Genomic DNA, 26,414 nt, shown 5'->3' with positions numbered 1-26,414 from the left:
GGCATGGACACAAGAGAATCGGTGATCGTCGACCAATGGAACCGTCCGCTTCGCGATTTGCGCATTTCTGTGACAGACCAATGTAATTTCCGCTGTGTATATTGCATGCCGGCAGAAATTTTTGGCCCGAATTTCCGTTTTTTGCGTGAAGACGAATTATTAACGATCGAGGAAATGACGTTGCTTGCGAAAATTTTTGCAGAACTTGGCGTGGAAAAAATCCGCATCACAGGGGGAGAACCATTGCTGCGCCGTGACTTGGACGTATTCATTGAGCGATTGATGCGCATTCCCGGCATCCGCGATATTGCCCTTACAACGAATGGGATTCATTTAGTGAAATGGGCCAAACGTTTGAAAGAGGCGGGACTGAAGCGTGTCAACGTCAGTTTGGACGCGCTTGATGACGAAGTGTTTAAAAAAATGAACGGGGTTGGCGTCGGGGTCAAGCCGGTGTTGAAAGGAATTGAAGCAGCCGAGAAGGCAGGTCTTGGTGTAAAAGTGAACATGGTTGTGAAAAAAGGCATGAACGATTCGCAAATTATCCCGATGGCTTCTTATTTCAAGGAACGGGGCATTACGCTTCGCTTTATCGAATTTATGGACGTTGGCACGACAAACGGTTGGGATTTTTCCCATGTCGTCACGAAAAAAGAAATATATGAACTTTTGCAGCAAATGCATCCGCTGGAGCCGGTGGAAAAAGCTTACTTTGGCGAGGTGGCAAGCCGCTACCGCTACGTCGGCACGAACGTGGAAGTCGGGTTTATCGCTTCGGTGACGGAATCGTTTTGCCGCAGCTGCACGCGAGCGCGTATTTCCGCCGATGGCACGCTGTATACATGTTTGTTTGCCACAAGCGGTGTATCATTGAAAGAAAAGCTGCGTTCTGGGGCGGATAAAGAGGAGATTAAAAATATTATTGCATCAACGTGGCATACGCGGACGGACCGCTACTCCGACGAACGGACAGAGCAAACGGCAAAAACGCGGAAAAAAATTGAAATGTCTTATATTGGCGGATAAATAAACCGGATTTGCTCTTATGTTGAGCAATCCGGTTATTGTTTGTTTACCGGGACGTTTTTGTCTCGTTAAGGACGCGAGGGAATAAAATGTTATTTTCCAAATGGATATGTTCCAATAAATCTTTCTCAAGCGCTTCTAATCGATGATAGACAAGACGATATGTTCGGCATGCATCTTCTGGCGGTGCAAAGTCATTCGTAATCTTGCGAAGCGTTTTGATGATATCGCCAGCGGAGTCATGTTCATCGACAAGTTCACGGATCGCTTGCTGCGCCGTTTTTCTGTTTTCCGGAGTCGGAGTTTTTTCAAAACGCAAAATAAGCGGAAAAGCGTAAGTTTCTTCTTTGATCGTATGCTGTTCGAGCTCTGTTTTCAGTTTGTTAAACAACTTATGAACTTGTGCTAGATGCGGATGGTTTGCTCCGTGAACACGGAGCACTTTTGTCACGTAAGGGCTAAGCTGTGGAAGTTCTTCCGCCAAGTAGCGGTGATGTTTTGCAATAATATGGTCGATCAGTTCGCTGTAAGACGCTTCCGACCAATTTTTTTCGTCTTTTTCAAGCGATTTCGAATAAAGCGTATTTAGTTGCTCTAATATTGCTTCGCCATCCAAATTTCGTTCTTCGATTGCTTCTTTTAACGGGCGCTGCCCGCCGCAGCAAAAATCGATTTTGTATGATCGGAAAATATCGCTTGCTTTTGGAAATTGTGTTACGATATCACCGATGATCGATTGTTCTGTAAATCGTTTTTCCATAATCGGCGCCTCCATCCTTGTATAAATCGTTACAACTTAAGCATATTTCGTTTCCGATTTGAATGTTGTGATATGCATCACATATAAATTGCATCAATTTTGAACAAATCGAGTTAGGAAAGGAATGAATAAATGTGATGAATATCACAACTAACTTTGTTTCGTTTCTGTACAATAAAAAATAAGGAAGAAGGAAAGAAGGGATGGGGGATGTTCCGGCTGTTGAAGGTGGAGCAGCTGGAAAGCGGAAATCAACTGTTCAAATGCCGTTTGGAAGAAGTTTGCCGAAAAAAAGGAAATGAATGCAGATGTTGATCGATGGATGATTTTTATAGAATTTAGCAAACGATTCAGCACATAAGGTTGCCAGCGGTCAACATCATGCTTTGGGCGAATTAGTTGAAAGAATAAAGGAAAAGGTTGATAATATCAATACATTAAGTAAAATTTCATGCGAAGCTTCTGCTCTTTTACTTGAACAAGAACAAGGGAAGGTTTTCGTAAAATCTGCGAGGCATGTAGTGAACTTGGCAGTCATCAGTAGTGCGGATGGACCAATAAAAACTTGCTTTCTTTGGCAGTTTGCTTGCTCTTCTGATGTAAAAAGTAAAATAATGGATATCGCGGCAACCATTAATAAGAAAGGGAGAGAAAAGCATGGTGGAAAAGCGGACTCCGATTCCGGTGACGGAAGCGATGGAAAGGGTTATGAAATATGCGCGGGAAGGGGAAGTGGAAACGGTTCGTCTTGAGGAAGCCTACGGACGGTATTTGGCGGAAGAATTGCGCGCAGACCATGACGTTCCGCCGTTCAATCGTTCTCCTTATGACGGTTTTGCGATACGTGCAGCTGACTCCGCAAATGCAAAGATTGACCATCCAGTCGAATTTGAAGTGATTGAAACGATTGGAGCGGGACAAGTTGCGGCGAAGACGGTTCAGCCGTTTCAAGCGGTGCGCATTATGACGGGAGCGCAAATTCCGGATGGATGCGATGCGGTCGTCATGCTGGAATTGGCGAAACAGTACGAGCGCGACGGAAAAACCTATATGTCCATCAAACGCCCCTTTCAACCAGGTGATAACATTTCATTTCAAGGGGAAGATGCGAAAAAAGGGGATGTGCTCGTCCCGAAAGGAACGTTTATTAATCCGGGCGTGCAAGCATTGCTAGCGACGTTCGGATATGCAGAGGTAAAAGTGGCGAGAAAACCGCGAATTGGCATTTTTGCGACGGGCAGTGAGCTGCTCGACGTATCCGAGCCGCTTGTCCCCGGCAAAATTCGCAACAGCAACGCGTATATGATTCAAGCGCAAGTGGTTCGCAGCGGAGCGGAGCCAGTCTATTTTGGAAAATTAGCGGATGATGTGGACACCTGTTTTGCAGCGATACAAAAGGCGCTGCCGCAAGTCGATTTTCTTATTACAACGGGCGGTGTTTCGGTTGGAGATTACGATTATTTGCCGGCCATTTATGAACGTCTTGGCGCAGAAGTATTGTTCAATAAAGTGGCGATGCGGCCGGGCAGTGTGACGACCGTTGCCCAATTGGATGGAAAGCTGTTGTTTGGGCTGTCTGGTAATCCATCGGCGTGCTACGTCGGATATGAGTTGTTTGTGCGCCCTGTCGTGCGGACGCGCCTATTTTCGCCAAAGCCGTATTTGCGGAAAGCGACGGCAACATTGATGGCCGACTTTCCAAAACCGAATCCGTTTACCCGGTTTGTCAGAAGTTACGTGGCGGTTGAAAATGGCCGGTTGACAGCGACGCCTGTCGGGATGGATAAATCGAATATTGTTACATCGCTGGCGAAAGCAAATGCGCTGATGGTGCTTCCGGGGGGGACACGCGGATTTGCGAAAGGCGATACTGTCGACGTATGGCTGCTAGAAGATGAAGAAGGAAGTGACATATGAACGTCTGGCAAGTTGTTGGCTATAAAAATAGCGGCAAAACGACGCTTATCGAAAAATGGGTGCAAGCGGCATCCGAGGAAGGATACCGCGTTGGAACGGTGAAGCACCATGGACATGGCGGCCATCCCGATAGAAACGATTCCTATACGGATTCAAGGCGCCATGAGCAGGCGGGAGCGGTTGCCGTTTCGGTGGAAGGCGGCGGGCTGCTCGAGCTTCACGCGTGGCAGCCGACGTGGTCGCTGGCGCAAATTTTATCCTTATATCAGCTTTTGCCGCTTGACTTCGTGCTTGTCGAAGGCTACAAAAAGGAAAAGTATAAAAAAGTGGTCATGCTGCGAAGCAAGGACGATTGGGATTCGCTGTCACAGCTCTCCAATATTATCGCCGTAATTGCGTGGGAATCTCTTTCACAATTGTCTTTTATTCCATATCCTTTATTTTCTATCGACGATGAAGAAAGCTATTTACATTGGTTAATGAATGAGGTGAGAAAGGCGAATGAATGAACGTCTTTTTATGATTACAGACAAGCCAGTTTCCATCGAGGATGTGGTGAAAAAAGTGATGCGTCCCGAAGCTGGAGCGGTGACAACGTTTGCCGGGACGGTACGCGAATGGACAAACGGAAAACGGACGCTGTTTTTGCAATACGAGGCGTACGTATCGATGGCGGAAAAAATGCTCGAACAAATCGGCGCAGAAATTCGCGAAAAATGGCCGGAAACGAAAGTGGCGATTACGCACCGAATCGGCAGGCTTGATATCGGCGATATCGCCGTTGTCATCGCCGTTTCGTCGCCGCACCGCAACGATGCGTATGAGGCAAACCGATACGCCATTGAGCGCATTAAACAAATTGTCCCAATTTGGAAAAAAGAGCATTGGGAAGACGGAACGGAATGGGTCGGCAATCAATTAGGGACGAAAGCATACCCGACGGGAAAGCCGGAAGGAGAGGATTTGCCATGATCACACTGCTCTTTTTTGCGCATTTGCAGGAAGCGGTTGGAGAGGGACGTATCGTGCTTTCTAACGTTCCCGAAACGGTAAAGGCATTAAAAGAAGAAGTCGAAAACCGTTATCACATTGATTTGAAACAAGTGATGGTTGCGGTGAACGAGGAATATGCCCGCGATGATCAAACGCTTCAGCCTGGCGATGTCGTTGCCTTTATTCCACCGGTAAGCGGAGGGTAAGAGCGATGGAAAACCGGCAAAAGCAAAAATGGATTATTCCGAAACAGCATGGCGCTTGGGCGATGCTTGTCATTCCGTTTTTGTTGGGAGCGTACGCGGGCGGATTTACATGGCTTCATTTGCCGTTATTTCTAGGCTGGCTTTTCTTATATTTAGCGACATACCCGCTGTTGATGGCGATAAAATCAAGGCGTAAACAAGAGTATATGAAATCGTTTGGCCGCTATATTGCCATTGCCGCAGCGCCGCTTGCCATTTGCTTATGGCACGCGCCATTTTTATTTTATTTTGGAATGGCGATGATTCCGCTGTTTCTTATCAATATTTACTACACGAAGCGGAAACAGGAGCGGGCTTTTTGGAATGACGTTGCGGCAATCGCCGCTTTTTGTGTCGGCGGCCTTGCCAGCTTTTATATCGGACGCGGGGCATTAACGGTACAAGCGTTGGAGCTAGCTGTTTTTTGCTTCCTCTTTTTTCTCGGCAGCACCTTTTACGTAAAAACAATGATTCGCGAAAAGAAAAATCCAATATACAAATGGCTGTCATGGGGATACCATGGGCTATTAATGATCGGGCTCGTTGCCATCGGATATCCGTTGTTTGTTCTTGCTTATGTGCCAAGCGTTGTTCGGGCCGTTTATTTGTATGGAAAATCGTTGCCGATTATGAAACTAGGAATATTAGAATTTGCCAACGCAATCTATTTTTTAATTGCGATGGTCGTTCTTTACTCATAAACGAGATGCATAAACCAATGCATCTCGTTTTTTTATGATTACTAATTCCTGCTTTTGAATAATTTTTAAAAATGACGTGAGGACGTGCAACGATTGCTGAAAGCCAAGAGGCATGTTTTTCCGCAATATGAATGATTTTTTTATAAAAATTTAGGGAAAATGATGCAAGTGTTATTGAAAAAAATGATTAAAAAATATTAAGAAAATAACTAAATATACATTTGATTTTATTTTTATACAGTATTATAATGGTAAATACATGAAAGATAATTCGTTTGAGGGGGAAAGGGATGAATATCGCAGTCATTGGTGCGACAGGGTATGGCGGTGTGGAATTGGTAAGGTTTTTACAACACCATCCGTATGTTCGTAGCTGTTCTCTTTATTCTTCTTCGCAAGACGGCATCCATTTATCCGAAAGCTTCCCGCATGTCGGCGAAATAGAGGGAGCGGTCCTTCGGAAAATCGATGTGGAACAGGTGGCAGATGAGCATGAAGTCGTCTTTTTCGCCACTCCGCCGGGCGTTTCTAGCTCATTTGCGCCGGCGTTGGTGGACAAAGGAGTAAAAGTGATTGACTTGTCCGGCGATTTTCGCCTGAAAGATAGATCCATTTACGAAACGTGGTATAAGCGACAAACGGCTTCCGATCGCTATTTGCAACAGGCGGTATACGGATTGACAGAATGGAATAAAGAAAAAATCCGAAGTGCTCAGCTTCTTTCTAATCCGGGATGCTACCCGACCGCTACATTGCTTGGGTTAGCCCCGCTTGTGAAAGAACGGTTAATCGAAGAAAATTCGATTATTGTTGATGCAAAATCCGGGGTATCGGGAGCAGGGAGAAAAGCATCGTTAAATACCCATTTTTCCGAAGTCAATGAAAATGTCAAAATTTATAAAGTAAATTCTCACCAACATATCCCGGAAATCGAACAAATGCTGAAAACTTGGAACGAACGTATTCAGCCGATTACGTTTAGCACGCATTTAATTCCGATGACAAGAGGGATTATGGCAACGATTTATGCGAAAGTGAAAAAAGAGCTGTCGATAGAAATATTGTTCGATTTATATAAAACAAGTTATAAAGATTCGAAGTTTGTCCGCATTCGCAAGCCCGGACAATTCCCAGCCACAAAAGAAGTGTATGGTTCCAACTATTGCGATATCGGAGTTGCATATGATGAACGAACAGGAAGAGTGACGGTTGTTTCCGTCATCGACAACCTTGTTAAAGGGGCAGCGGGACAGGCGATTCAAAATTTGAACGTGATGATGGGCTGGGAGGAAGAAAGCGGGCTTACGGTAGGCCCGATTTATCCATAAGGAAGGAGAACGAACGATGGTGATCGCAAAGGAAGAAAAGCCAAAAACGAAAATTTTTTATATTGCCGAAGGAACGGTCGTCACGCCGAAAGGGTTTAAAGCAGCGGGCGTGCACGCCGGCTTGCGCTATGCGAAAAAAGATTTAGGCGTCATCGTGTGCGATGTGCCGGCTTCTTGCGCCGCGGTTTACACGCAAAACCATTTTCAAGCTGCTCCGCTGAAAGTGACGCAGCAAAGCATCGCGACCGAACAAAAATTGCAGGCAATCGTCGTCAACAGCGCGTGCGCAAATGCATGCACAGGGGAAAGAGGATTAAAAGATGCGTATGAAATGAGAGAGTTATGTGCACAACAGTTCGGCATTGCCCCGCATCTTGTTGCGGTCGCTTCTACCGGCGTAATCGGTGAGTTGATGCCGATGGAAAAAATCCGTGAAGGAATGAAAAAATTGCAGCCAGGCGTCTTGCCGGAAAATGCGGAGGCGTTTCAAACCGCGATTTTAACGACGGATACGGTGATGAAAAAAGCGTGTTACCAGACGACCATTGATGGAAAAACGGTCACGGTCGGCGGCGCGGCGAAAGGTTCAGGAATGATTCATCCAAATATGGCGACGATGCTGGCGTTTATCACCACTGATGCCAATATTTCTTCGCCGCTGTTGCAAGAAACGCTTCGTTCGATTACGGATGTATCGTTTAATCAAATTACGGTGGATGGGGACACGTCCACGAACGATATGGTCATTGTGATGGCGAGCGGGCTTGCTGGGAATAAAGAATTAACGCCGGACCATCCGGACTGGGAAAACTTTTATGAAGCGCTGAAAAAAACGTGTGAGGATTTAGCGAAACAAATCGCCAAAGACGGCGAAGGAGCGACGAAGTTAATTGAAGTGCGTGTAAACGGGGCAAAAACGGATGATGATGCGAAAAAAATCGCCAAGCAAATCGTTGGCTCCAATTTAGTAAAAACGGCCGTCTATGGCGCCGACGCGAATTGGGGAAGAATTATTTGCGCAATCGGATACGCAGGAGCAATGGTGGATCCGGACAATGTCGATATTTCGATCGGTCCAATTTCCATGCTAAAAGGAAGCGAGCCACAGCTATTTTCCGAAGAGGAAGCGAGCGCATACTTGCAAAACGATGAAATTGTCATTGAAGTAGATCTGCATCTCGGCAACGGGACAGGAGTTGCTTGGGGCTGCGACTTAACTTATGATTACGTGAAAATTAATGCGAGTTATCGTACTTAATAAGGGGAGAGGGAGATGGGAAAGACGATTGTCATCAAGTGCGGAGGAAGCGTGTTAAGCGATCTATCGCCGTCGTTTTTTACGAGTTTGCAAGCGATGTACGAACATGGCATGAACGTTGTCCTCGTTCATGGTGGGGGACCGGAAATCGGAAAAATGCTGGAGCGGCTCCATGTGCACAGTGAATTTGTGAACGGGTTGCGCAAAACGACAAAAGAAGTGTTAGAAGTGGTGGAAATGATTTTGGCAGGCAAAGTGAATAAACAGCTCGTTGCATTATTGCAGCAATACGGACTGCCTGCAGTCGGCGTTTCTGGTGTAGACGCCTGTTTATTGCAAGCAGCGCCAATCAACTTGGAAAAGCTTGGATATGTAGGGAAAGTCGTCAATGTCAATGGCGATTTTGTCGCTAAACTGTTGCAATCGCGTTACGTTCCGGTCATTTCGCCGATCGGAACGGATAAAGATGGCCAAAAATATAACATTAACGCCGATACAGCGGCGGGTGCGGTAGCGAAAGCGATCAAGGCGGCGCAACTGCTGTTTGTGACGGACGTTCCAGGAATTTTACGGGACGGTGCTGTCGTGAAAGAGGCAACGATCGATGCGATTGAACGAATGATAAACGAAGGCATCATTACGGGAGGAATGATTCCAAAGGTAAAAGCGGCGATTGCCGCGCTGTCGGAATCGCTTCATGAAGTGTTGATCGTCAGCGGAAAAGCGCCATTTTATGAAAACGGGCAATTATATGGAACGACGATTCGAAACGAAGTGGGGGTCTATTAATGGGAGCGTTATTTCCAACATATAACCGCTGGAATATTTGTATACAATCAGCAGAAGGGACGACGGTTACCGATACAAATGGAAAACAGTATTTAGATTTTATTTCCGGGATTGCTGTTTGTAACCTTGGCCATCGCCATCCTGTGGTACAAAAAGCAATCGAAGAACAGCTCAAGCGGTTTTGGCATGTCTCCAATTTATTTACTATTGAACTGCAGGAAGAAGTTGCGGAACTTCTCGTTGCAAATAGCTGCGGTGATTACGTATTTTTCTGCAATAGCGGTGCGGAAGCGAATGAGGCGGCATTAAAATTGGCGCGTAAACATACAGGACGCCATAAAGTCATTACATTTCGGCAATCGTTTCATGGACGGACGTTTGCGACGATGTCGGCTACAGGACAAGAAAAAGTATACAAAGGGTTTGGCCCGCTTTTGCCGGAATTTGTTCATCTGCCGTTTAACGATATCAAAGCACTCGAAAACGAAATGAACGAAGATGTCGCGGCGGTGATGGTGGAAATCGTTCAAGGGGAAGGCGGGGTCAGACCGGCTGATGCCGCGTTTTTACAAAAAATCGCCGAACTTTGCAAGCAATATGGTGCGCTGTTTATTGTTGATGAAGTGCAAACAGGGATCGGGCGCACCGGGAAACCGTTTGCTTATCAACATTTTGCCATTGAGCCGGATATTATTACAAGCGCGAAAGGACTAGGAAGTGGCATTCCGGTTGGTGCGATGATCGGCAAGGCGTTTTTGAAAGATGCGTTTACGGCGGGGGTACACGGTTCAACGTTCGGCGGCAATCCAATCGCGATGGCGGCCGCAAAAGCGACATTGCAGATCGTTTTTCAGCCTGACTTTTTGCAAGACGTACAAGAAAAAGGAACCTATTTGTTAGCGCGTCTGCAAGAAGCATTAAGCGATTTCGAGTTAGTAAAAGAAGTGCGAGGGCTTGGTCTGTTAGTTGGCATTGAATGTGGCGAAGACATTACGAAACTAATCCCGGCCATTCACGAAAATGGCCTGCTCGTATTAACGGCCGGTCCAAACGTAATTCGGCTATTGCCGCCGCTGATTGTTTCGAAAGAAGAATTGGATCAGGCAGTAGAGGCGATGAAACAAACGATACAGAAAGCAAAAACCGCAGCTGCGAAATAATCGCCAGCTGCCTCTTTATCCTTATAAATAAAAATTCGATCATGGGGTGTCGTTCATGGAAGCATATTTGCATTTGGCAAACGGAAAGACGTTTGTCGGACAGTTAGAATCGCCGCTTCCAAATAGCGAAGTGAGTGGAGAAATCGTCTTTTTTACCGGAATGACCGGTTATCAAGAAGTGCTAACAGACCCTTCATATAAAAATCAAATCATCGTGTTTACGTATCCGTTAATCGGAAATTACGGCATTAACGCGGATGATTTCGAAAGCAAGCGCCCGCATGTACAGGCGGTGATCGTTTATGAAGCGAGCAGTCGCGGATATCATTACGACGCGAAATATAGTTTAAAAGAGTATTTGCAACAATGGAACATTCCGTTGTTAACCCATGTCGATACGCGCGCGTTGGTCAAAGAGATTCGCAACGAAGGAACGATGATGGCAAAACTTGCTGTTTCGCCGTCGTGCGCTGCAGCAGCGTTTGCTGAAAATCCATTTCCGGTCCGTGATGTGTCGACTGCGCAAATAGAAACATATGGAAGTGGCGAGCCTCATCTTGTATTAATCGATTTCGGCTACAAAAAATCGATTTTGCAGTCATTGGTAGCGCGGGGATGCAAAGTTACCGTCGTTCCATATCATACTTCATTCGAAGCGATCGAATCGATAAAGCCGGATGGAATCGTATTATCCAATGGTCCTGGAGATCCGAAACAGCTTTCCGGACAGCTGGCAAACATCCGCCAAATTATTGACCATTATCCAACGCTGGGAATTTGTCTTGGCCATCAGCTAGTGGCGCTTTCATACGGCGCAGACACGGAAAAGCTCCGCTTCGGCCATCGCGGGGCAAACCAACCTGTCTATGACGCGGTAAAACAAAAAGTGTTTATGACATCGCAAAATCACAGTTATGTCGTTAAGAAAGAAAGTTTGGCGAACACGCCGTTTGACATCCGATTTACAAACGTCAATGACGGTTCCATCGAAGGAATGGTGCACCGCCATAAACCAATTTTATCAGTGCAGTACCATCCGGAGGCACATCCAGGCCCTAGCGATACGAACCATATATTTGACGAGTTTTTGCAAACGGTAGTAAAAGGAGAGAAAGTGTATGCCTAAAGATACATCGCTGCAATCGATTTTAATCATCGGCTCCGGCCCGATCGTCATCGGACAGGCGGCGGAATTTGACTATTCCGGCACGCAAGCATGTATCGCTTTGAAAGAAGAAGGATACCGCGTTATTTTAGTAAATAACAATCCGGCGACGATTATGACGGATGAAGTTCATGCCGACGCCGTGTATTTTGAGCCGTTGACGGTAGATAGCGTGGAGGCGATTATCGCGAAAGAGCGGCCTGACGGGCTGCTCGCGACATTTGGAGGACAGACGGGATTAAACTTGGCGTTTCAGCTTCATGAAGCCGGGATTTTAGAAAAATATGGGGTAAAATTGCTTGGCACACCGATTGAAGCGATCAAAAGAGGAGAAGACCGCGAAGCGTTTCGCGCGCTTATGTATGAACTAGGCGAACCAGTTCCGGAAAGCGAAATTATTACGAACGTTGACGAAGCGGTCGCTTTTGCCGAAAAAATCGGATTTCCGATCATTATTCGCCCCGCTTATACGCTCGGAGGAACGGGCGGGGGAATTGCGGAAACGATGGAGCAGTTTATTGCTCTAGTCGAAAAAGGGCTCGCGGAAAGCCCGATTACGCAATGCCTCATTGAACGGAGCGTGGCTGGATATAAAGAAATTGAATACGAAGTGATGCGCGACCATACGAATACGTGCATTACTGTTTGCAATATGGAAAACGTCGATCCCGTCGGCATCCATACCGGCGACTCGATCGTCGTTGCCCCATCGCAAACGTTGACGGACGAGGAATATCAAATGCTGCGTTCCTCAGCTATCAAAATTATTTCGGCGCTTGGCATTATCGGAGGGTGCAACATTCAGTTTGCGCTCGACCCATTTAGCAAACGGTACTATTTAATTGAAGTGAATCCGCGTGTCAGCCGTTCATCGGCGCTCGCATCCAAGGCGACGGGATATCCGATCGCGCGCATAGCTGCGAAATTAGCAGTCGGCTATACGTTGGCAGAACTTCTTAATCCGGTAACGAAAACGACGTACGCGAGCTTTGAGCCAGCGCTCGATTATGTTGTCGTGAAATTTCCGCGCTTGCCGTTTGATAAATTTCCTTTCGGCGATCGCCAGCTTGGCACGCAAATGAAAGCGACGGGAGAAGTAATGGCGATCGACCGCAACATGGAACGCGCATTTCAAAAAGCGGTTTACTCATTAGAAGGGAAGAATAAAGGATTATATTTGCCAGAGCTCGTTGACAAAACAGATGATGAATTGAAACAACTGCTTATCCGAAAAGATGACCGCCGCTTTTTTGCAATTCTCGAACTGTTCCGCCGCGGAGAAACGATCGATGCCGTGTATGAATTGACAAAAATCGACCGTTTCTTTTTGCATTCGTTTTATCAGCTGATTGAATTAGAAAAGAAAGCGAAAGAAACGAGTTTAGACCAAATCGATGAAGCAACGTTCCGTCTCTTGAAAGAAAAAGGATTTTCTGATGCGTTTTTGGCAGAAGCATGGAATGTGAAAGAAAGTGATGTGAGAGAAAAGCGAAAACAACTTGGCATCGTTCCGTCGTATAAAATGGTTGATACGTGTGCGGCGGAGTTCCATTCGGAAACGGATTATTATTATTCGACATACTTCGGCGAAGATGAGCGGAAAAAAAGCGGGAAAGAGAAAGTATTAATTATTGGCGCGGGGCCAATTCGAATCGGGCAAGGAATCGAATTTGATTACAGTTCCGTGCATAGCGTATACGCGCTTCAAAAAGAAGGATATGAAACGGTGTTAATGAACAACAATCCGGAAACCGTCAGCACCGATTTTGCCGTAGCCGACCGCCTTTATTTCGAGCCGCTTACGCTAGAAGAAGTGCTGAATGTGATTGAAGCGGAACAGATTAAAAAAGTAATCGTTCAGTTTGGAGGACAGACGGCGATTAATCTCGTTAAAGGGCTTGAAGAAGCAAATGTCTCCCTTCTTGGCGTCACTTACGATATGATTGACCAGCTGGAAGATCGCGATCGTTTTTATCAGCTATTAGAAGAATTGGACATTCCGCACGTGCCGGGAATGATGGCGGACAATGAAGAAGAACTTGTTTCGAACGCGAAGAAAATCGGTTATCCGGTATTGCTCCGCCCTTCTTACGTCATCGGCGGCAGAGGAATGTTTATCGTCAAAAGTGAACAACAATTGCGCGGGTTGCTAGAGCAAGGCGCGATTACGTATCCGCTGTTAATTGACGCCTATTTAGACGGAAAAGAAGCGGAAGTCGACGTTGTCGCGGATGGAAACGATATTTTGCTTCCGACGATCATTGAACATGTGGAAAAAGCGGGAGTGCATTCAGGGGACAGCCATGCAGTGCTGCCGGCACAAACGATTACGAATGAAGAACAATCGAAGATCATTACGTACGCCGAAAAAATTATAAAAAAATTGCAGTTTAAAGGGATTATGAACATTCAATACGTCATTGCCAACGGCCGCGTATACGTATTGGAGGTGAATCCGCGCGCCAGCCGGACCGTTCCGATCGTCAGCAAGACAACAGGCATACCGCTTGCACAAATTGCGACAAAATTATTGCTTGGGAAATGTTTAAAGGATGTCATTGATGAAAAGCAGCGCCGTTTGGCGAACTTGCCATATCTTGTCCTAAAATATCCGGTGTTTTCGACATATAAGCTGCCTGGGGTCGATCCGCTCGTCGGCCCGGAAATGAAGTCGACGGGAGAAGGGATCAGCATCGCAAAAACAATGGAAGAAGCGGCAGCAAAGGCGTTTTACTCCTATTTGTCGAAAAGGAGCGACGCCCGCGAAATTTATGTAAATGGCGAAATAAGCGATGAACTTCTTGAAATAATGAAAGCAAAACAATTAATTGCTGTTTCCGATATGCCGTTTTCTGAATGGATAAAACGCAAGGAAGCGTTGGCGTTTTTCGATTTGCAAAAAGACGAAAAAGATGCGCAACGTCGAATGCTTGCGTTGTCGCGGCAAATTATGACGTTTACCGAAAGCGAGACGTTTCAACTCTTTTTGCAAGCGATCGATGTGAAAAAATTTTCTGTTTTATCCATTCAAGAATGGCTTGACAAGAAAAAACAAACGGAGAAAGCGGTGATTATGTGAACAAAGTCTCTTCGTTGAAGGGAAAAGACTTTTTAACATTAATGGATATTTCAACAGAAGATATCCATGATTTGTTGGCGCTTGCGGGGGAATTAAAGCAAAAACAGCTTGCTGGGCAATCGTGTACCCCGCTTTCCGGAAAAACGTTAGCGATGATTTTTGAAAAACCATCGACTCGCACGAGAGTGTCGTTTGAAGTAGGGATGACCCAGCTCGGCGGAAGCGCGCTTTACTTAAATAGCAGCGATTTACAGCTTGGCCGTGGGGAAACGATCGCCGATACGGCGAGAGTATTGTCACAATACGTCGATGCGATTATGATTCGCACATTCGCTCATAGCAAATTGGAAGAGCTCGCCGCATATGCGACGGTTCCCGTGATTAACGGACTAACCGATGACGACCACCCTTGCCAGGCGCTAGCGGACTTATTGACGATTTATGAAGTTAAGAAAACACTGAAAGGATTGAAACTTGCTTATGTCGGCGACGGCAACAACGTCGCCCACGCGCTGATGATTGCCGCAGCAAAAGTCGGCATGGACTGTGTGATCGCTTGTCCGGCTGGCTATGAGCCGAAGGAGAAATATATAGATGCAGCGACACAAATTGGAAAACAAACAGGAACGACAGTTGCGGTAACACATGATCCAATCGAAGCGGTCGCCGACGCGGACGTTATTTATACAGACGTATGGACGAGCATGGGCCAAGAGCAAGAAAGCGAGCAGCGCCTTGCTGTGTTTCAGCCGTTTCAAGTAAACGGCGAATTAGCGAAGCATGCCAAACAAGATTATATGTTTCTCCATTGCTTGCCAGCCCATCGCGGGGAAGAAGTAACGGCTGATGTAATTGACGGACCAAATTCGTTTGTGTTCCAGCAGGCGGGGAATCGGCTTCATGCACAGAAAGCAGTTTTGCTATCTTTATTGTAACGAATCGCGCCGGCGGTATGCCGGTGCTTTTTTGTTATGAATAAGCGAGCGGACGGGCATGATAAAAATGTACTTTGGATAAAGGGGGAATGCCGATGGGGCAACATCGCCATTTCAAACCGGGCGATAAGGCGCCGAACAATGGGATGTATATCGAAATTGGCGAAACCGGCGATAACGTCAAAAATCCAAGAAAAATAAAACTAGAAGCAGGAGATACATTTCCAGAAACATCAAACCACAACCGCCACTGGACGTACATGAGAAAACCATAAAGAAAAGCGAAGGGCGCCTGCCTATTGGCAAAACGCGCTGAAGGGCCTGCAAGAAGGCTCAGACCAAACAAATTTGGCCTTGTGTGGGTTGCTTTTAGAGGAGTTAACTCAAATGGGTTAACGCAGCAGCAGGTCGAAGCGGCGCGAACCGATGGCTCCTGGAGCTTTTAAGAAAGGCGGAAGGCGCCCCATTTCGCCTAAAGGCCGTTATCGGCTTTTTGGCGGTGAAGTATCCCTATTCCTGCTTATTTGCTAACCAGAAAAGCCATTCCATTTGGAGTGGCTTTCTATTTGAAAAGAAAAGGAGGCGTCGTTATAATAATACTTAAAGGTCAAAAAAGGTCAAAAGAGAGGGACGGCGAATGAACGCAAATAAGTTTACGGAAAAAGTGCAGGAAGCTTTTCTTGAGGCGCAAAAGATTGCCACCGAGCACCATCATCAGCAGCTTGATTTTGAACATTTGCTGCTCGCATTGTTGCGGCAAGAAGAAGGACTTGCTGAAAGAATATTTTCACTGCTTCGTGTTAATATACATGCATTCATCCATGAACTGGAAGTGTTGTTAAAGAAAAAACCTGAAGTGCTTGGAGTTGGTGCGGAAAATCTTTATATGTCGCAGCGGCTGCAGCGGTTGCTGATAAAAGCGGAAGAAGAAGCAAAAAATATGCAAGACGAATATATTTCGGTTGAGCATTTACTGCTTGCCTTTACATCGGAAACCGATGAGATCGGACGACTTTTTCATCGTTACAACATCAACCGTTCTTCATTATTACGCGTATTGACAGAAATAAGGGGGAATCAGCGCGTGACAAGTCCAACTCCAGAAGCTACATATGAAGCATTAAAAAAATACGGCCGCGATTTAGTCGCTGAAGTGAAAGCGGGAAAAATTGATCCTGTCATTGGTCGCGATAGTGAAATTCGCCGCGTTATTCGCATTTTATCACGTAAAACGAAAAACAATCCGGTGCTTATCGGGGAGCCGGGTGTTGGAAAAACGGCGATTGTGGAAGGATTGGCGCAACGTATCGTTCGCAAAGATGTTCCGGAAGGATTGAAGGATAAGACGATTTTTGCTTTAGATATGAGTTCACTCGTCGCTGGGGCAAAGTTTCGCGGCGAATTTGAAGAACGTCTAAAAGCAGTATTAAATGAAATAAAGAAAAGCGAAGGGAGAATTATTTTATTTATCGATGAGCTGCATACGATTGTCGGTGCCGGAAGAGCAGAAGGAGCGATGGACGCAGGCAACATGTTAAAGCCGATGTTGGCGCGCGGCGAGCTGCATTGCATCGGCGCGACGACACTCGATGAATACCGGCAATATATTGAAAAAGATCCAGCGCTTGAACGTCGCTTCCAGCAGGTTCTTGTCGAAGAACCGAGCGTGGAAGATACGATTTCGATTTTACGCGGCTTAAGAGAACGGTTTGAAGTACATCATGGTGTGAAAATTCACGACCGCGCCCTTGTTGCTGCGGCGACATTGGCGGATCGTTACATTTCCGATCGCTTTTTGCCGGATAAAGCGATTGACTTAGTCGATGAAGCATGTGCGACCATACGCACTGAAATGGATTCGATGCCGTCTGAATTGGATGAAGTGATGCGTCGCGTCATGCAGCTGGAAATCGAAGAAGCGGCGCTGCGAAAAGAAACGGACGAAGCAAGCAAAGAGCGGCTTGCAGCGCTTACTAAAGAGCTGGCTGACTTACGGGAAAAAGCGAACAGCATGAAAGCGCAATGGCAACAGGAAAAAGAAGCGATTCAGCATGTGCGTGACGTTCGCGAAGCGTTGGAAAAAGCGAAGCGCGAATTGGAAGAGGCGGAAAACGAATATGACTTGAATAGAGCAGCGGAACTTCGCCATGGCCGCATTCCGCAGTTAGAAAAACAATTAAAGCAGCTTGAACAAGAAATGAGCGAAAATAATAAAGAAGGGCGACTTCTCCGCGAGGAAGTAACGGAGGAGGAAATTGCGGAAATCGTTTCACGATGGACGGGAATCCCGTTAACGAGATTAGTCGAAGGCGAACGGGAAAAGTTATTGCGGCTGCACGAATTGTTGCATGAGCGGGTCATTGGCCAAGATGAGGCGGTTGAGCTTGTTGCCGATGCGGTGCTGCGGGCACGCGCCGGCATTAAAGACCCTAATCGCCCGATTGGTTCCTTTATCTTTTTAGGGCCGACAGGAGTCGGGAAGACGGAATTGGCAAAAACGCTCGCACACGCGCTATTTGACAGCGAAGAACAAATGATCCGCATTGATATGTCCGAATATATGGAAAAACATGCCGTTTCTCGCTTAATTGGCGCGCCTCCGGGCTATGTCGGCTACGAAGAAGGAGGACAGTTAACGGAGGCGGTGCGGCGCAAGCCGTATTCAGTCATTTTGTTCGATGAAATTGAAAAGGCGCATCCAGAAGTGTTCAACATCTTATTGCAGCTGTTGGATGACGGGCGTATTACCGACTCGCAGGGACGCACGGTTGATTTTAAAAATACGGTTGTGATCATGACATCCAATATCGGATCGCATTTGTTGTTAGAAGGAGTGACAGAAGACGGAAAGATTAAAGAAGAAACGCATGAACAAGTATTACAGCAATTGCGCGCCCATTTCCGTCCAGAATTTTTAAACCGGATTGACGACGTCGTCTTATTTAAGCCGCTGTCGGTGAACGAAGTGAAAGGCATCGTTGAAAAGTTCGCCCGCGAGCTGTCGCGCCGTTTGACAGATCGCCATATCGAACTCGTGCTGACGGAAGCGGCGAAGCAATACATCGCTGAAGCGGGCTTCGACCCGGTCTACGGCGCCCGTCCGCTCAAACGGTTTATGCAAAAGCAAATCGAAACGCCGCTCGCCAAAGAGTTGATCGCCGGGCGGGTGAAAGATTACAGCACCGTCATCGTCGATGTCGAAAACGGCCGGCTTGTCATCCGTCCACAGTTATAAAGACGATGCGGCAAGGAAACGGGGAAGCGCTCCGGCTTATTTGGCGCATCAAAGAGGGGAGTGGTGAGGGGCTTGCCTTTGCCCGGCAATCACGTACGATCGATATTGTTGGCAAAAAGGGGTATCGCCTAGGTTGCCTCATCCGTTCCATCCGTGCGCGATCCGTAGTATTGACCAAAAGCGCCTTGCTTTTCGCAGGGCGCCTTTTCTTTTTCCTTAAAGCAGATGTATAATAAGTGCGGGAATGCTTATACCGGCATAAGGTGAAAAGGGGAGAGGCGATCAAATGGCACGCGAACGGAAATTTTCATTGAACGAAGTGTTTCAACATACAAAACAACTTCTCCTTGAACACGGCTATGAAGGATTTACCTTCGGGTTGTTAGCGGAACGGCTCGGTGTATCAAGAACGGCCATTTATAAACATTTCGAGAACAAAGAAGAGGTCATTACGGCATATATGGTGGACGAAATGGAGCAAGTGTTTGCCAAGTTTGTTCACATTCATGACTATCCGACGTTTGATGAACAATTCCGTTTTTTGCTTAACTTGATTTTGTACCATGACGATCTTCATCGAATGATCGCGATCGGAAGGCGCATTCCGGATACCACTCCGGCTGTGCGGGCGAATAAGGAGCGCCTTGAACAGTTTCATGAACGGATGTATGAAGAACTTAATCAGTTGGTGGAACGAGGGAAACAGGAAGGAAGAATCAAACCGCATCTTCCGAACCGGATCGTTCTTGCGTATATTTTTCAATCGGTGGTCGTCCCTCATTTTCCCGGCATTTCGCTTGACCAATGGGCGGAAAGCATTAAGGAAATCATCATGTATGGGGTGATGACTGGAAATTGACAGTATTGCCACTTTCCCTTTACAATAAGAATGTGTCGAAAGTGACAGAAGTGTCACTTTCGGCAATTCATGAAAAATGGAGGAATAGCGATGAATCGATGGCTGCATGCTTTGACTGACCGGGTGGCAACGAAAAAAGGAATGTGGTGGACGTTGATCGTTTGGCTTGCGGCCGTTGCCATACTGGGGGCTGTAGCGCCGAGCGCCAAAGAGTATGAAGTCTCAAGCATTGAAACGCTCCCAGAAGATGCGCAATCGATGGTGGCGGCGAAAAAAGCAGACGAGTATATTTCGTCGAGCGACGGCGTTCCGGCCATTTTTGTCTTTCATTCAGATGACCGTCCGATTGCCAAAGATGAACTGCAACGTTTGGTGGGCCATATCGAACAAGCGCACCGCGACGCTTTGGAACAAGTCGTTCCTGTTGCTTCTCTTCCACCGCAAGCGATGGCCGGCTTTGTTTCTGAAGATGGGAAAACGATCGTTGTTCCGGCCGTCTATCGGTCAACGATGGAGTCCAAAGACATCCAAACGGTGAACGACGAGATTCGCAAATGGGTCAAAAAGGAAAGCGATGTTGCTATATATATCACGGGGCCGGCCGGCATTGCGGCCGATACGTTGGCCTTGTTTTCCCGCGCTGATATTGTGCTCATGTTGTCGACAGTCGGGTTGATTCTCGTGCTGTTGATCGTCATTTACCGTTCGCCGCTGTTAGCGTTGATCCCGCTTGTAGCTGCCGGTTTTGTTTACGGGGTGGTTATGCAGCTGATTGGAGTGATGGGCAAAGCCGGGCTGGTGATGTCCAAACAGACCATTTCGATCATGTCGATTTTGCTGTTTGCGGCGATCACCGATTATTCGTTGTTCATCTTTTCTCGTTACCGCGAAGAGTTGAAACGGCATGAGAACAAATGGCAGGCCATGAAATGGGCGATGCGCGAGACGGGACTGCCGGTCTTTTTCTCTGGAGGCACGGTGCTGGCCGCCATGCTTGTCTTGTTTTTCGCGAAACTAGGCGATTACCGAAATTTTGCCCCGACGTTCGCTCTTGCGATGGCGATCATCATGATCGCTTCCGTTACGCTGATTCCGGCGTTGTTTACGCTGTTTGGCCGCAAAGCGTTTTGGCCGAACATTCCACGCGTCGGTGAGAGCGAAGGGAAAGGAACAAGTGGATTTTGGGGGAGAATCGGCCGGTTTGTTGTTCAAAAGCCGCGGCTGACCGTGGCTTTGATTGGTTTACTCCTTGTAGTGATGGCGGGCCATACAACCGCGCTTCGATATGAGTATGATATGATCAAATCGTTCCCGAAAGATATGCCGTCGCGCCAAGGATATGAACTGTTGGAACAACATTTTGCCAAAGGGGAGCTGGCGCCGACCACGGTCTTGTTTGAAGGAAAGGAAAAGGTCACGCCACAGCAACTGGAACAGCTGCAAAATCAGCTTGAGAAACAGCCGCTTGTCAGTGAGGTGCGCCCGACTGGTACGGCGGATGATGGCCGCGTCGTCTCATTTACACTTACGTTTCGCGAAAACCCATACGATGTCGAAACGATCGATGCGATGGAACGGATTATTGACCGGAAGGAAACGATCGTCAAACAAAGCGGGCTTGATGGGCGCCTTTATTTTGCCGGGGAAACAGCGGCGAAAGTGGATGAGCGGTCGTTGAACAAACGCGATATGATCGTGATTGTTTCGTTGGAAACGCTCTTGATTCTTTTGTTGCTCATTGGGCTGACGCGGTCGGTGAAGCGGTCCGTGTATATGATGGGGACGATTCTCGTTTCGTTTACGGCTGCGCTTGGCCTCGGAATTTGGCTGACCGATTGGCTGTTTGGCATCAAAGCAGTCAGCGGCCGCGTGCCACTGTATGCATTCGTCTTCCTCGTGGCGCTTGGCATCGACTATAATATTATGCTGATTTCCCGTTTCCAAGAGGAGTGGAGAACGCATTCGCTCCATGAAGCGGTGAAACAGGCGGTAACCCATACAGGCGGCGTCATTTCTTCAGCCGGCCTCATTTTAGCGGCGACGTTTTCCGTGTTGATGACCCAACCGGTGCAACTATTGTTTGTCTTCGGATTTCTTGTCGCGATCGGGATTTTGCTTGATACGTTTTTGATTCGTGGGATGCTGTTGCCGGGGCTCATTATATGGCTGGAAAAAGAACGAAGAGCGCCGGCCGAAACGAGCGGTGAATAACGGCATAGACAGTTGCAAAAAACAACGCCTTGGAGATTCAATCTCCAAGGCGTTGTTCGTTTTAATGGTGATGATCCCCGGCTGGCTCGTCCGGAATCAAAGCGGCGACAACGACGACCAAAACGGTCACGATCACGCCGAGCAAGGCGCCGGTTGTGAAGTTGTAGCCGATGCCTTGCATCGAGCCCATGACGTACGTCGCCATCTGGACAAGCAAAAACGTCCAGAAAAATGTCCAAAACAGGCGCATTACATTTCCTCCCATCTTCGCATCATTCCTTTTCTTATCTTATCATAATTTGCTCGTTTAGGCATATACCCGTACTTTTTTTTTCGTTCCGCATACTGTGTATTGTACAATTACGTATTGTAAAAGCAAGGGTGAATGTCGATGACGGTTCAACGACGATTTTTTCAGCTTGATAATCAGTGGTGTATCATTCATTTGCCGGAACGTCCAAACGGATTTGCTCTCTTGATTATTGGTGACACGAATCATTTTGTTAACGACCGTACAAGCTTTTGGATCGATCATAAAGGACGCAGCCAGCTTCTTTGCGAGCTACTTGAATACGGCTATACCATTTTTTACTCTCATTTGTACGGCAGGCATTGGGGAAGCCCAAAAGCGGTGCGTTTGGCTAAACAACTGATTTACTACGTGTTAAAAAGTGAAATATTAAACAATCGCATTTATATTCTTGCGGAAGGAATGGGAGCGCTTGTCGCTTTGCAGCTTCTTGAAACAATGCCAAAGCAAATCCGTGCGATCGTGATGTTAAGCCCTTGTCTAGATTTACGCGCCCAGCTTGAGTATGAAAAGGAAAACGAGTTTTTTTATAGAAGGATGAAAAGAGAAATAGCGCTTGCATACGGTATAGACGAGGCAAATATCGAAAAAGCAGTTCCTTCATTGTTCATTGTGCCCCATCAAGTTCCGATAAAAATATGGCAATTATCAGGCATTACCCGTTATTCATCTTCTCTCCATTGTCGAAAATATGAGCAATGGATGGGAGCAGCTAACAATAATGTTCATGTTACCTATTATTTGCCGGAAAAGCGGTATCAGTTTGGTAAAGCGATCCACCAATTTTATCAACGATATAACGAGCTTCCATGAATTCTTCTATTGGAAGTTATGTTGCAGCTTTAAGAGTTCATAGCAAAAAGAGGCGTTAGTTTCCTTACGCCTCTTATTTTTTTAACATATTTACGAAAGAAGTAATTTTTTTCATCAACGGCTTTAATTGGTCAAATGAAGAGATGAGCGTATCGATATTTTGCATAAGCTGCGAAAAATCAAGCCCTTGCTGGGAAGAAAACTCGTTTTGAACAGATTCATCACGCGACTGACGAGAGCGCGGCGGAAAGGAGCCGAACATTAAACGGGAAAAACGATCGGCTTGCTCATTATGTTGCTTTGTCTGCTCTTGATCATCCACCATACAACGCCTCCTCCCTTTCTTTTTTTCCTTTATTAGCACTGTATGTAGAAAACGAGAAAAGTGATTAGACAAATCACACGCTTTACATATTTCTATTGCGCGTTTTTCGTATTTACGATAAAATTAGTACCAAGTAATAATAATTGGTTATATACTAAAGGAGATGTTCGGTGTGGGAGCAGGTATTATTGGAATTGGACGGTATTTGCCGGAAAAGGTGTTGACAAATTTTGATTTGGAGAAAATGATGGATACATCGGATGAATGGATTCGGACGAGAACGGGTATCGAGGAACGAAGAATTGCTGCAGACGATATCGATACCTCCGACATGGCGTATTTTGCGGCGGAAAAAGCGCTGGATGACGCGGGAATTTCCGCACAAGATATTGATTTAATTTTAGTAGCAACAGTAACACCTGATAAAGCATTTCCATCTGTCGCCTGCATGTTGCAGGAGCGGCTTGGCGCGACAAAAGCGGCGGCTTTGGATATTAGCGCGGCATGCGCTGGTTTTATTTACGGAATGGTTACAGCAAGCCAATTTATTGACAATGGCGCGTATCGTTATATATTGGTAGTGGGAGCTGAAAAATTATCAAAAATTACCGACTGGAATGACCGCAATACGGCGGTGTTATTTGGCGACGGCGCTGGTGCGGTCGTGATGGGACCTGTTTCCAAAGGACGGGGTATTTTGTCGTTTGAATTAGGAGCGGATGGAACAGGAGGAAAACATTTATATAAAGACGAATATATCGTGATGAACGGCAGAGAAGTTTTCAAATTCGCCGTCCGTCAAATGGGGGAATCATGCATTAATGTCTTAGAAAAAGCAGGATTATCGAAAAACGATGTGGATTTTCTCATTCCACATCAAGCAAATATTCGTATTGTCGAGGCTGCAAGACAGCGTCTTGAACTGCCAGAGGAGAAAATGTCAACAACTATTCGAAAATATGGAAACACTTCAGCTGCTTCCATTCCCATTTCAATCGTCGAAGAATTAGAAGCAGGAAAAATCAAAGATGATGACCTCATTATTATGGTTGGATTTGGCGGCGGATTAACGTGGGGTGCAATCGCTTTGCGTTGGGGCCGCTAGTAGCTCAATACGGATAAAAAAGGAGAGACGGAAGTGATGGAAAAAAGACGAGTCGTTATTACAGGTCTTGGAGCGGTAACGCCGCTTGGGAACAATGTGGAAACGACGTGGAAAAATATTATTGCCGGCAAGTCAGGAATCGGGATGCTTACGCGCGTCAATCCGGATGAATTTCCGGCAAAAGTGGCGGCAGAAGTGAAAGACTTCAATGCGGAACAATTTATTGATCGACGCGAAGCGCGCAAAATGGACCGCTTTACGCAATATGCTGTCGCTGCCGCATTGATGGCGGTAAAAGATGCAAAATTAGAAATCACCGAAGAAAATGCGACAAGAGTCGGCGTTTGGATCGGATCAGGAATCGGCGGAATGGAAACATATGAGCAGCAATTTGAAATTTTTCAAAAACGCGGCTACCGCCGGGTGAGCCCGTTTTTTGTGCCGATGATGATTCCGGATATGGCAGCGGGGCAAGTATCTATTATTTTAGGTGCAAAAGGAATCAATTCTTGTACCGTTACCGCTTGTGCGACAGGTGCCAATTCGATCGGCGATGCGTTTAAAGTGATTCAACGCGGCGATGCCGATGTAATGATTGCTGGCGGTACAGAAGCGCCGATTACAAAAATGGCGTTAGCTGGATTTTGCGCGAATACGGCGCTATCGACGAACCCAGATCCAAAAACGGCAAGCCGCCCGTTTGACAAAAACCGGGATGGTTTTGTGATGGGGGAAGGAGCAGGAATTCTTGTGTTGGAAGAGTTGGGGCACGCGTTGCGCCGTGGTGCGCCAATTTATGCGGAAATTGTTGGTTATGGTGCGACAGGGGATGCATATCATATTACAGCGCCGGCTCCAGGTGGGGAAGGCGGCGTCCGTGCGATGCGCCAAGCGTTGGCCGATGCGGGAATAAAGCCAGAAGAAATCGATTATATTAATGCTCACGGCACAAGTACGGAATACAATGACAAATATGAAACGATGGCGATTAAAGAAGTGTTCGGCGATCATGCGTACAAGCTAGCGGTCAGCTCGACAAAATCAATGACCGGGCATTTGCTAGGAGCGGCTGGCGCAGTAGAAGCGATATTTTCCGTATTAGCGATTAAAGATGGTGTGATTCCGCCGACGATGAACTATGAAACTCCTGATCCGGAATGCGATCTTGACTATGTGCCGAATGCGGCGAGAAAGCAGGAAGTAAACACGGTGTTAAGCAATTCTTTCGGATTTGGCGGACATAATGCAACATTGATTTTTAGAAAATATGTAAAATAATGGTGAAATGGCTATCTCGGCAATAGGAGATAGCCTTTTTTTCACCTCTTTTTCGTTTTGATCATACGATAGAAAAAATGAAAAAAGAGGTGACAAGCATGCCGGTTATTCGTACCGATCGATGGCTTGACGAATGGTATGATGATCCTGTTCGCTTATGCCGGCGCCTTGTTTTGTACTTTCCAGACGCGAGCGAGCGCGATATTTACTTTCATCTTATGAGCTACGGTATGTACCGACCGTCGAAAAACATAAAAGAAATAATTGAGCAAATGAAACAAAAAAACATATGGGGACGAGTCGAGGCGGTTTACGAAAAGAGAAAGAAGGAATGGAACGGACCAGATGCGCCTCTTTTTCTTTTTCCAGCGGATCCTCATAACCGGAAATTAGCGCGTGAGTTTAATAGTAAAGGAGGGATCGCCTTTCATGACAAATTGTTTATTTTTTTATTGCCGCACCATACGCACAAAGAAATCGAGGCGTTGATAACACATGAGTATAATCATGTTTGCCGCTTGAAACAACAAAAGAAGGAAAACGAAGATACTACACTTTTAGACGCGATCATATTAGAAGGGCTTGCCGAAAACGCTGTTTGCCGGTATGTCGGCAAGGAACATCAGGCAAGGTGGACGACCTATTACTCAGACGAACAACTTTGCAGTTTTTGGAAACGATACGTATCACCGTATAAATCGATTGTATCCAAACATCCGTTATATTCTCGACTTCTTTACGGGCACGGTTTTTATCCAACCATGCTTGGGTATGCGGTCGGGGATTATATCGTTCGCCGCTGCCTTGAACATGGCGCTCGTTTTTCCGAGTTAATGAATATGGATTCAGAACAGATGTTGCAGCTTGCTTCATTAGAAGACGACAAGCAGTCATGATGATCATCGCGGGCTCATATATGTAA

Annotated in this window: 24 protein-coding genes; 21 read left to right on the top strand and 3 right to left on the bottom strand. The window is 46.5% G+C overall.

Annotation, left to right across the window (positions count from 1 at the left end):
- The first annotated feature begins 3 nt into the window (after window positions 1-3).
- Window positions 4-1,026, top strand: coding sequence for a GTP 3',8-cyclase MoaA (gene moaA / locus MWM02_RS15030; protein ID WP_064552489.1), 1,023 nt, complete (start codon window positions 4-6; stop codon window positions 1,024-1,026).
- A 46-nt stretch (window positions 1,027-1,072) separates the two neighbouring features.
- Here the strand turns inward: moaA and ric are convergent, their stop codons facing one another.
- Window positions 1,073-1,786, bottom strand: a complete 714-nt coding sequence (gene ric / locus MWM02_RS15025) for an iron-sulfur cluster repair di-iron protein (RefSeq protein WP_064552488.1) — start codon at window positions 1,784-1,786, stop codon at window positions 1,073-1,075.
- A 657-nt stretch (window positions 1,787-2,443) separates the two neighbouring features.
- On the opposite strand from ric, the gene MWM02_RS15020 reads away from it, so the two are divergent.
- From MWM02_RS15020 to MWM02_RS14945, 16 genes are all read left to right on the top strand, one after another.
- Window positions 2,444-3,703, top strand: a complete 1,260-nt coding sequence (locus MWM02_RS15020; protein ID WP_064552487.1) for a molybdopterin molybdotransferase MoeA — start codon at window positions 2,444-2,446, stop codon at window positions 3,701-3,703.
- Window positions 3,700-4,212, top strand: a complete 513-nt coding sequence (mobB, locus tag MWM02_RS15015; protein WP_244402337.1) for a molybdopterin-guanine dinucleotide biosynthesis protein B — start codon at window positions 3,700-3,702, stop codon at window positions 4,210-4,212. Before MWM02_RS15020 ends, mobB begins: the two co-directional genes overlap by 4 nt.
- Window positions 4,205-4,675 (top strand): molybdenum cofactor biosynthesis protein MoaE, encoded by a 471-nt coding sequence (locus MWM02_RS15010; RefSeq protein WP_064552485.1) that lies wholly within the window; start codon window positions 4,205-4,207, stop codon window positions 4,673-4,675. The genes mobB and MWM02_RS15010 overlap by 8 nt, the downstream gene beginning before the upstream one ends.
- Window positions 4,672-4,902 (top strand): molybdopterin converting factor subunit 1, encoded by a 231-nt coding sequence (moaD, locus tag MWM02_RS15005; RefSeq protein ID WP_064552484.1) that lies wholly within the window; start codon window positions 4,672-4,674, stop codon window positions 4,900-4,902. Before MWM02_RS15010 ends, moaD begins: the two co-directional genes overlap by 4 nt.
- Window positions 4,903-4,907: 5 nt before the next feature.
- Entirely contained in the window at window positions 4,908-5,642 is a 735-nt protein-coding gene (locus tag MWM02_RS15000; protein ID WP_064552483.1) for a YwiC-like family protein, read from the top strand.
- A 290-nt stretch (window positions 5,643-5,932) separates the two neighbouring features.
- Window positions 5,933-6,970 carry an N-acetyl-gamma-glutamyl-phosphate reductase gene (argC, locus tag MWM02_RS14995; protein WP_244402336.1) on the top strand — a complete coding sequence of 346 codons (1,038 nt, stop codon included), beginning with the start codon at window positions 5,933-5,935 and terminating at the stop codon, window positions 6,968-6,970.
- A 16-nt stretch (window positions 6,971-6,986) separates the two neighbouring features.
- On the top strand, window positions 6,987-8,228 hold the full coding sequence (gene argJ, locus MWM02_RS14990; RefSeq protein WP_064552481.1) for a bifunctional ornithine acetyltransferase/N-acetylglutamate synthase: 1,242 nt from the start codon (window positions 6,987-6,989) through the stop codon (window positions 8,226-8,228).
- Between the two features lie 15 nt (window positions 8,229-8,243).
- The gene (gene argB, locus MWM02_RS14985; RefSeq protein WP_244402335.1) at window positions 8,244-9,017 is read left to right on the top strand and encodes an acetylglutamate kinase; all 774 of its coding nucleotides are present in this window, start codon (window positions 8,244-8,246) and stop codon (window positions 9,015-9,017) included.
- A complete protein-coding gene (locus MWM02_RS14980) occupies window positions 9,017-10,177 on the top strand; it encodes an acetylornithine transaminase (RefSeq protein WP_244402334.1) in 1,161 nt (386 codons plus the stop codon). The genes argB and MWM02_RS14980 overlap by 1 nt, the downstream gene beginning before the upstream one ends.
- 55 nt (window positions 10,178-10,232) lie before the next feature.
- Entirely contained in the window at window positions 10,233-11,303 is a 1,071-nt protein-coding gene (locus MWM02_RS14975) for a carbamoyl phosphate synthase small subunit (protein WP_064552478.1), read from the top strand.
- On the top strand, window positions 11,296-14,421 hold the full coding sequence (locus MWM02_RS14970) for a carbamoyl-phosphate synthase (glutamine-hydrolyzing) large subunit (protein ID WP_064552477.1): 3,126 nt from the start codon (window positions 11,296-11,298) through the stop codon (window positions 14,419-14,421). Before MWM02_RS14975 ends, MWM02_RS14970 begins: the two co-directional genes overlap by 8 nt.
- Window positions 14,418-15,356, top strand: a complete 939-nt coding sequence (gene argF / locus MWM02_RS14965) for an ornithine carbamoyltransferase (protein ID WP_244402333.1) — start codon at window positions 14,418-14,420, stop codon at window positions 15,354-15,356. The genes MWM02_RS14970 and argF overlap by 4 nt, the downstream gene beginning before the upstream one ends.
- Window positions 15,357-15,451: 95 nt before the next feature.
- Window positions 15,452-15,631, top strand: coding sequence for a YjzC family protein (locus MWM02_RS14960; protein ID WP_064552475.1), 180 nt, complete (start codon window positions 15,452-15,454; stop codon window positions 15,629-15,631).
- 362 nt (window positions 15,632-15,993) lie between these two features.
- Entirely contained in the window at window positions 15,994-18,591 is a 2,598-nt protein-coding gene (clpB, locus tag MWM02_RS14955) for an ATP-dependent chaperone ClpB (RefSeq protein ID WP_244402332.1), read from the top strand.
- A gap of 286 nt (window positions 18,592-18,877) precedes the next feature.
- A complete protein-coding gene (locus MWM02_RS14950; protein WP_003252363.1) occupies window positions 18,878-19,450 on the top strand; it encodes a TetR/AcrR family transcriptional regulator in 573 nt (190 codons plus the stop codon).
- Between the two features lie 90 nt (window positions 19,451-19,540).
- Window positions 19,541-21,661, top strand: coding sequence for an MMPL family transporter (locus tag MWM02_RS14945; protein ID WP_244402331.1), 2,121 nt, complete (start codon window positions 19,541-19,543; stop codon window positions 21,659-21,661).
- Window positions 21,662-21,722: 61 nt separating this feature from the next.
- Here MWM02_RS14945 and MWM02_RS14940 read toward each other — a convergent pair whose 3' ends face one another.
- Window positions 21,723-21,911, bottom strand: a complete 189-nt coding sequence (locus MWM02_RS14940; protein ID WP_013401456.1) for a YjzD family protein — start codon at window positions 21,909-21,911, stop codon at window positions 21,723-21,725.
- A gap of 141 nt (window positions 21,912-22,052) precedes the next feature.
- Between MWM02_RS14940 and MWM02_RS14935 the strand changes: the two genes are divergently transcribed.
- Window positions 22,053-22,784, top strand: a complete 732-nt coding sequence (locus tag MWM02_RS14935) for an alpha/beta hydrolase family protein (protein WP_064552472.1) — start codon at window positions 22,053-22,055, stop codon at window positions 22,782-22,784.
- Between the two features lie 73 nt (window positions 22,785-22,857).
- Here MWM02_RS14935 and MWM02_RS14930 read toward each other — a convergent pair whose 3' ends face one another.
- Entirely contained in the window at window positions 22,858-23,109 is a 252-nt protein-coding gene (locus MWM02_RS14930; RefSeq protein WP_232509610.1) for a hypothetical protein, read from the bottom strand.
- A gap of 172 nt (window positions 23,110-23,281) precedes the next feature.
- Here MWM02_RS14930 and MWM02_RS14925 point away from each other — a divergent pair, with 172 nt between their 5' ends.
- The 3 genes from MWM02_RS14925 (at window position 23,282) to MWM02_RS14915 (ending at window position 26,388) form a co-directional block, all read left to right on the top strand.
- On the top strand, window positions 23,282-24,214 hold the full coding sequence (locus MWM02_RS14925; RefSeq protein WP_064552471.1) for a beta-ketoacyl-ACP synthase III: 933 nt from the start codon (window positions 23,282-23,284) through the stop codon (window positions 24,212-24,214).
- 36 nt (window positions 24,215-24,250) lie between these two features.
- Window positions 24,251-25,492, top strand: a complete 1,242-nt coding sequence (gene fabF, locus MWM02_RS14920) for a beta-ketoacyl-ACP synthase II (protein ID WP_064552470.1) — start codon at window positions 24,251-24,253, stop codon at window positions 25,490-25,492.
- A gap of 98 nt (window positions 25,493-25,590) precedes the next feature.
- On the top strand, window positions 25,591-26,388 hold the full coding sequence (locus MWM02_RS14915) for a DUF2268 domain-containing putative Zn-dependent protease (protein ID WP_244402330.1): 798 nt from the start codon (window positions 25,591-25,593) through the stop codon (window positions 26,386-26,388).
- Window positions 26,389-26,414 lie beyond the last annotated feature (26 nt).

It is taken from the genome of Parageobacillus sp. KH3-4, from assembly GCF_022846435.1.
Classification (GTDB): Bacteria; Bacillota; Bacilli; order Bacillales; family Anoxybacillaceae; genus Parageobacillus; species Parageobacillus thermoglucosidasius_A.
The sequence above is the reverse complement of the archived record's forward strand: the minus strand, read 5'-3'. Positions and strand labels throughout refer to the sequence as shown.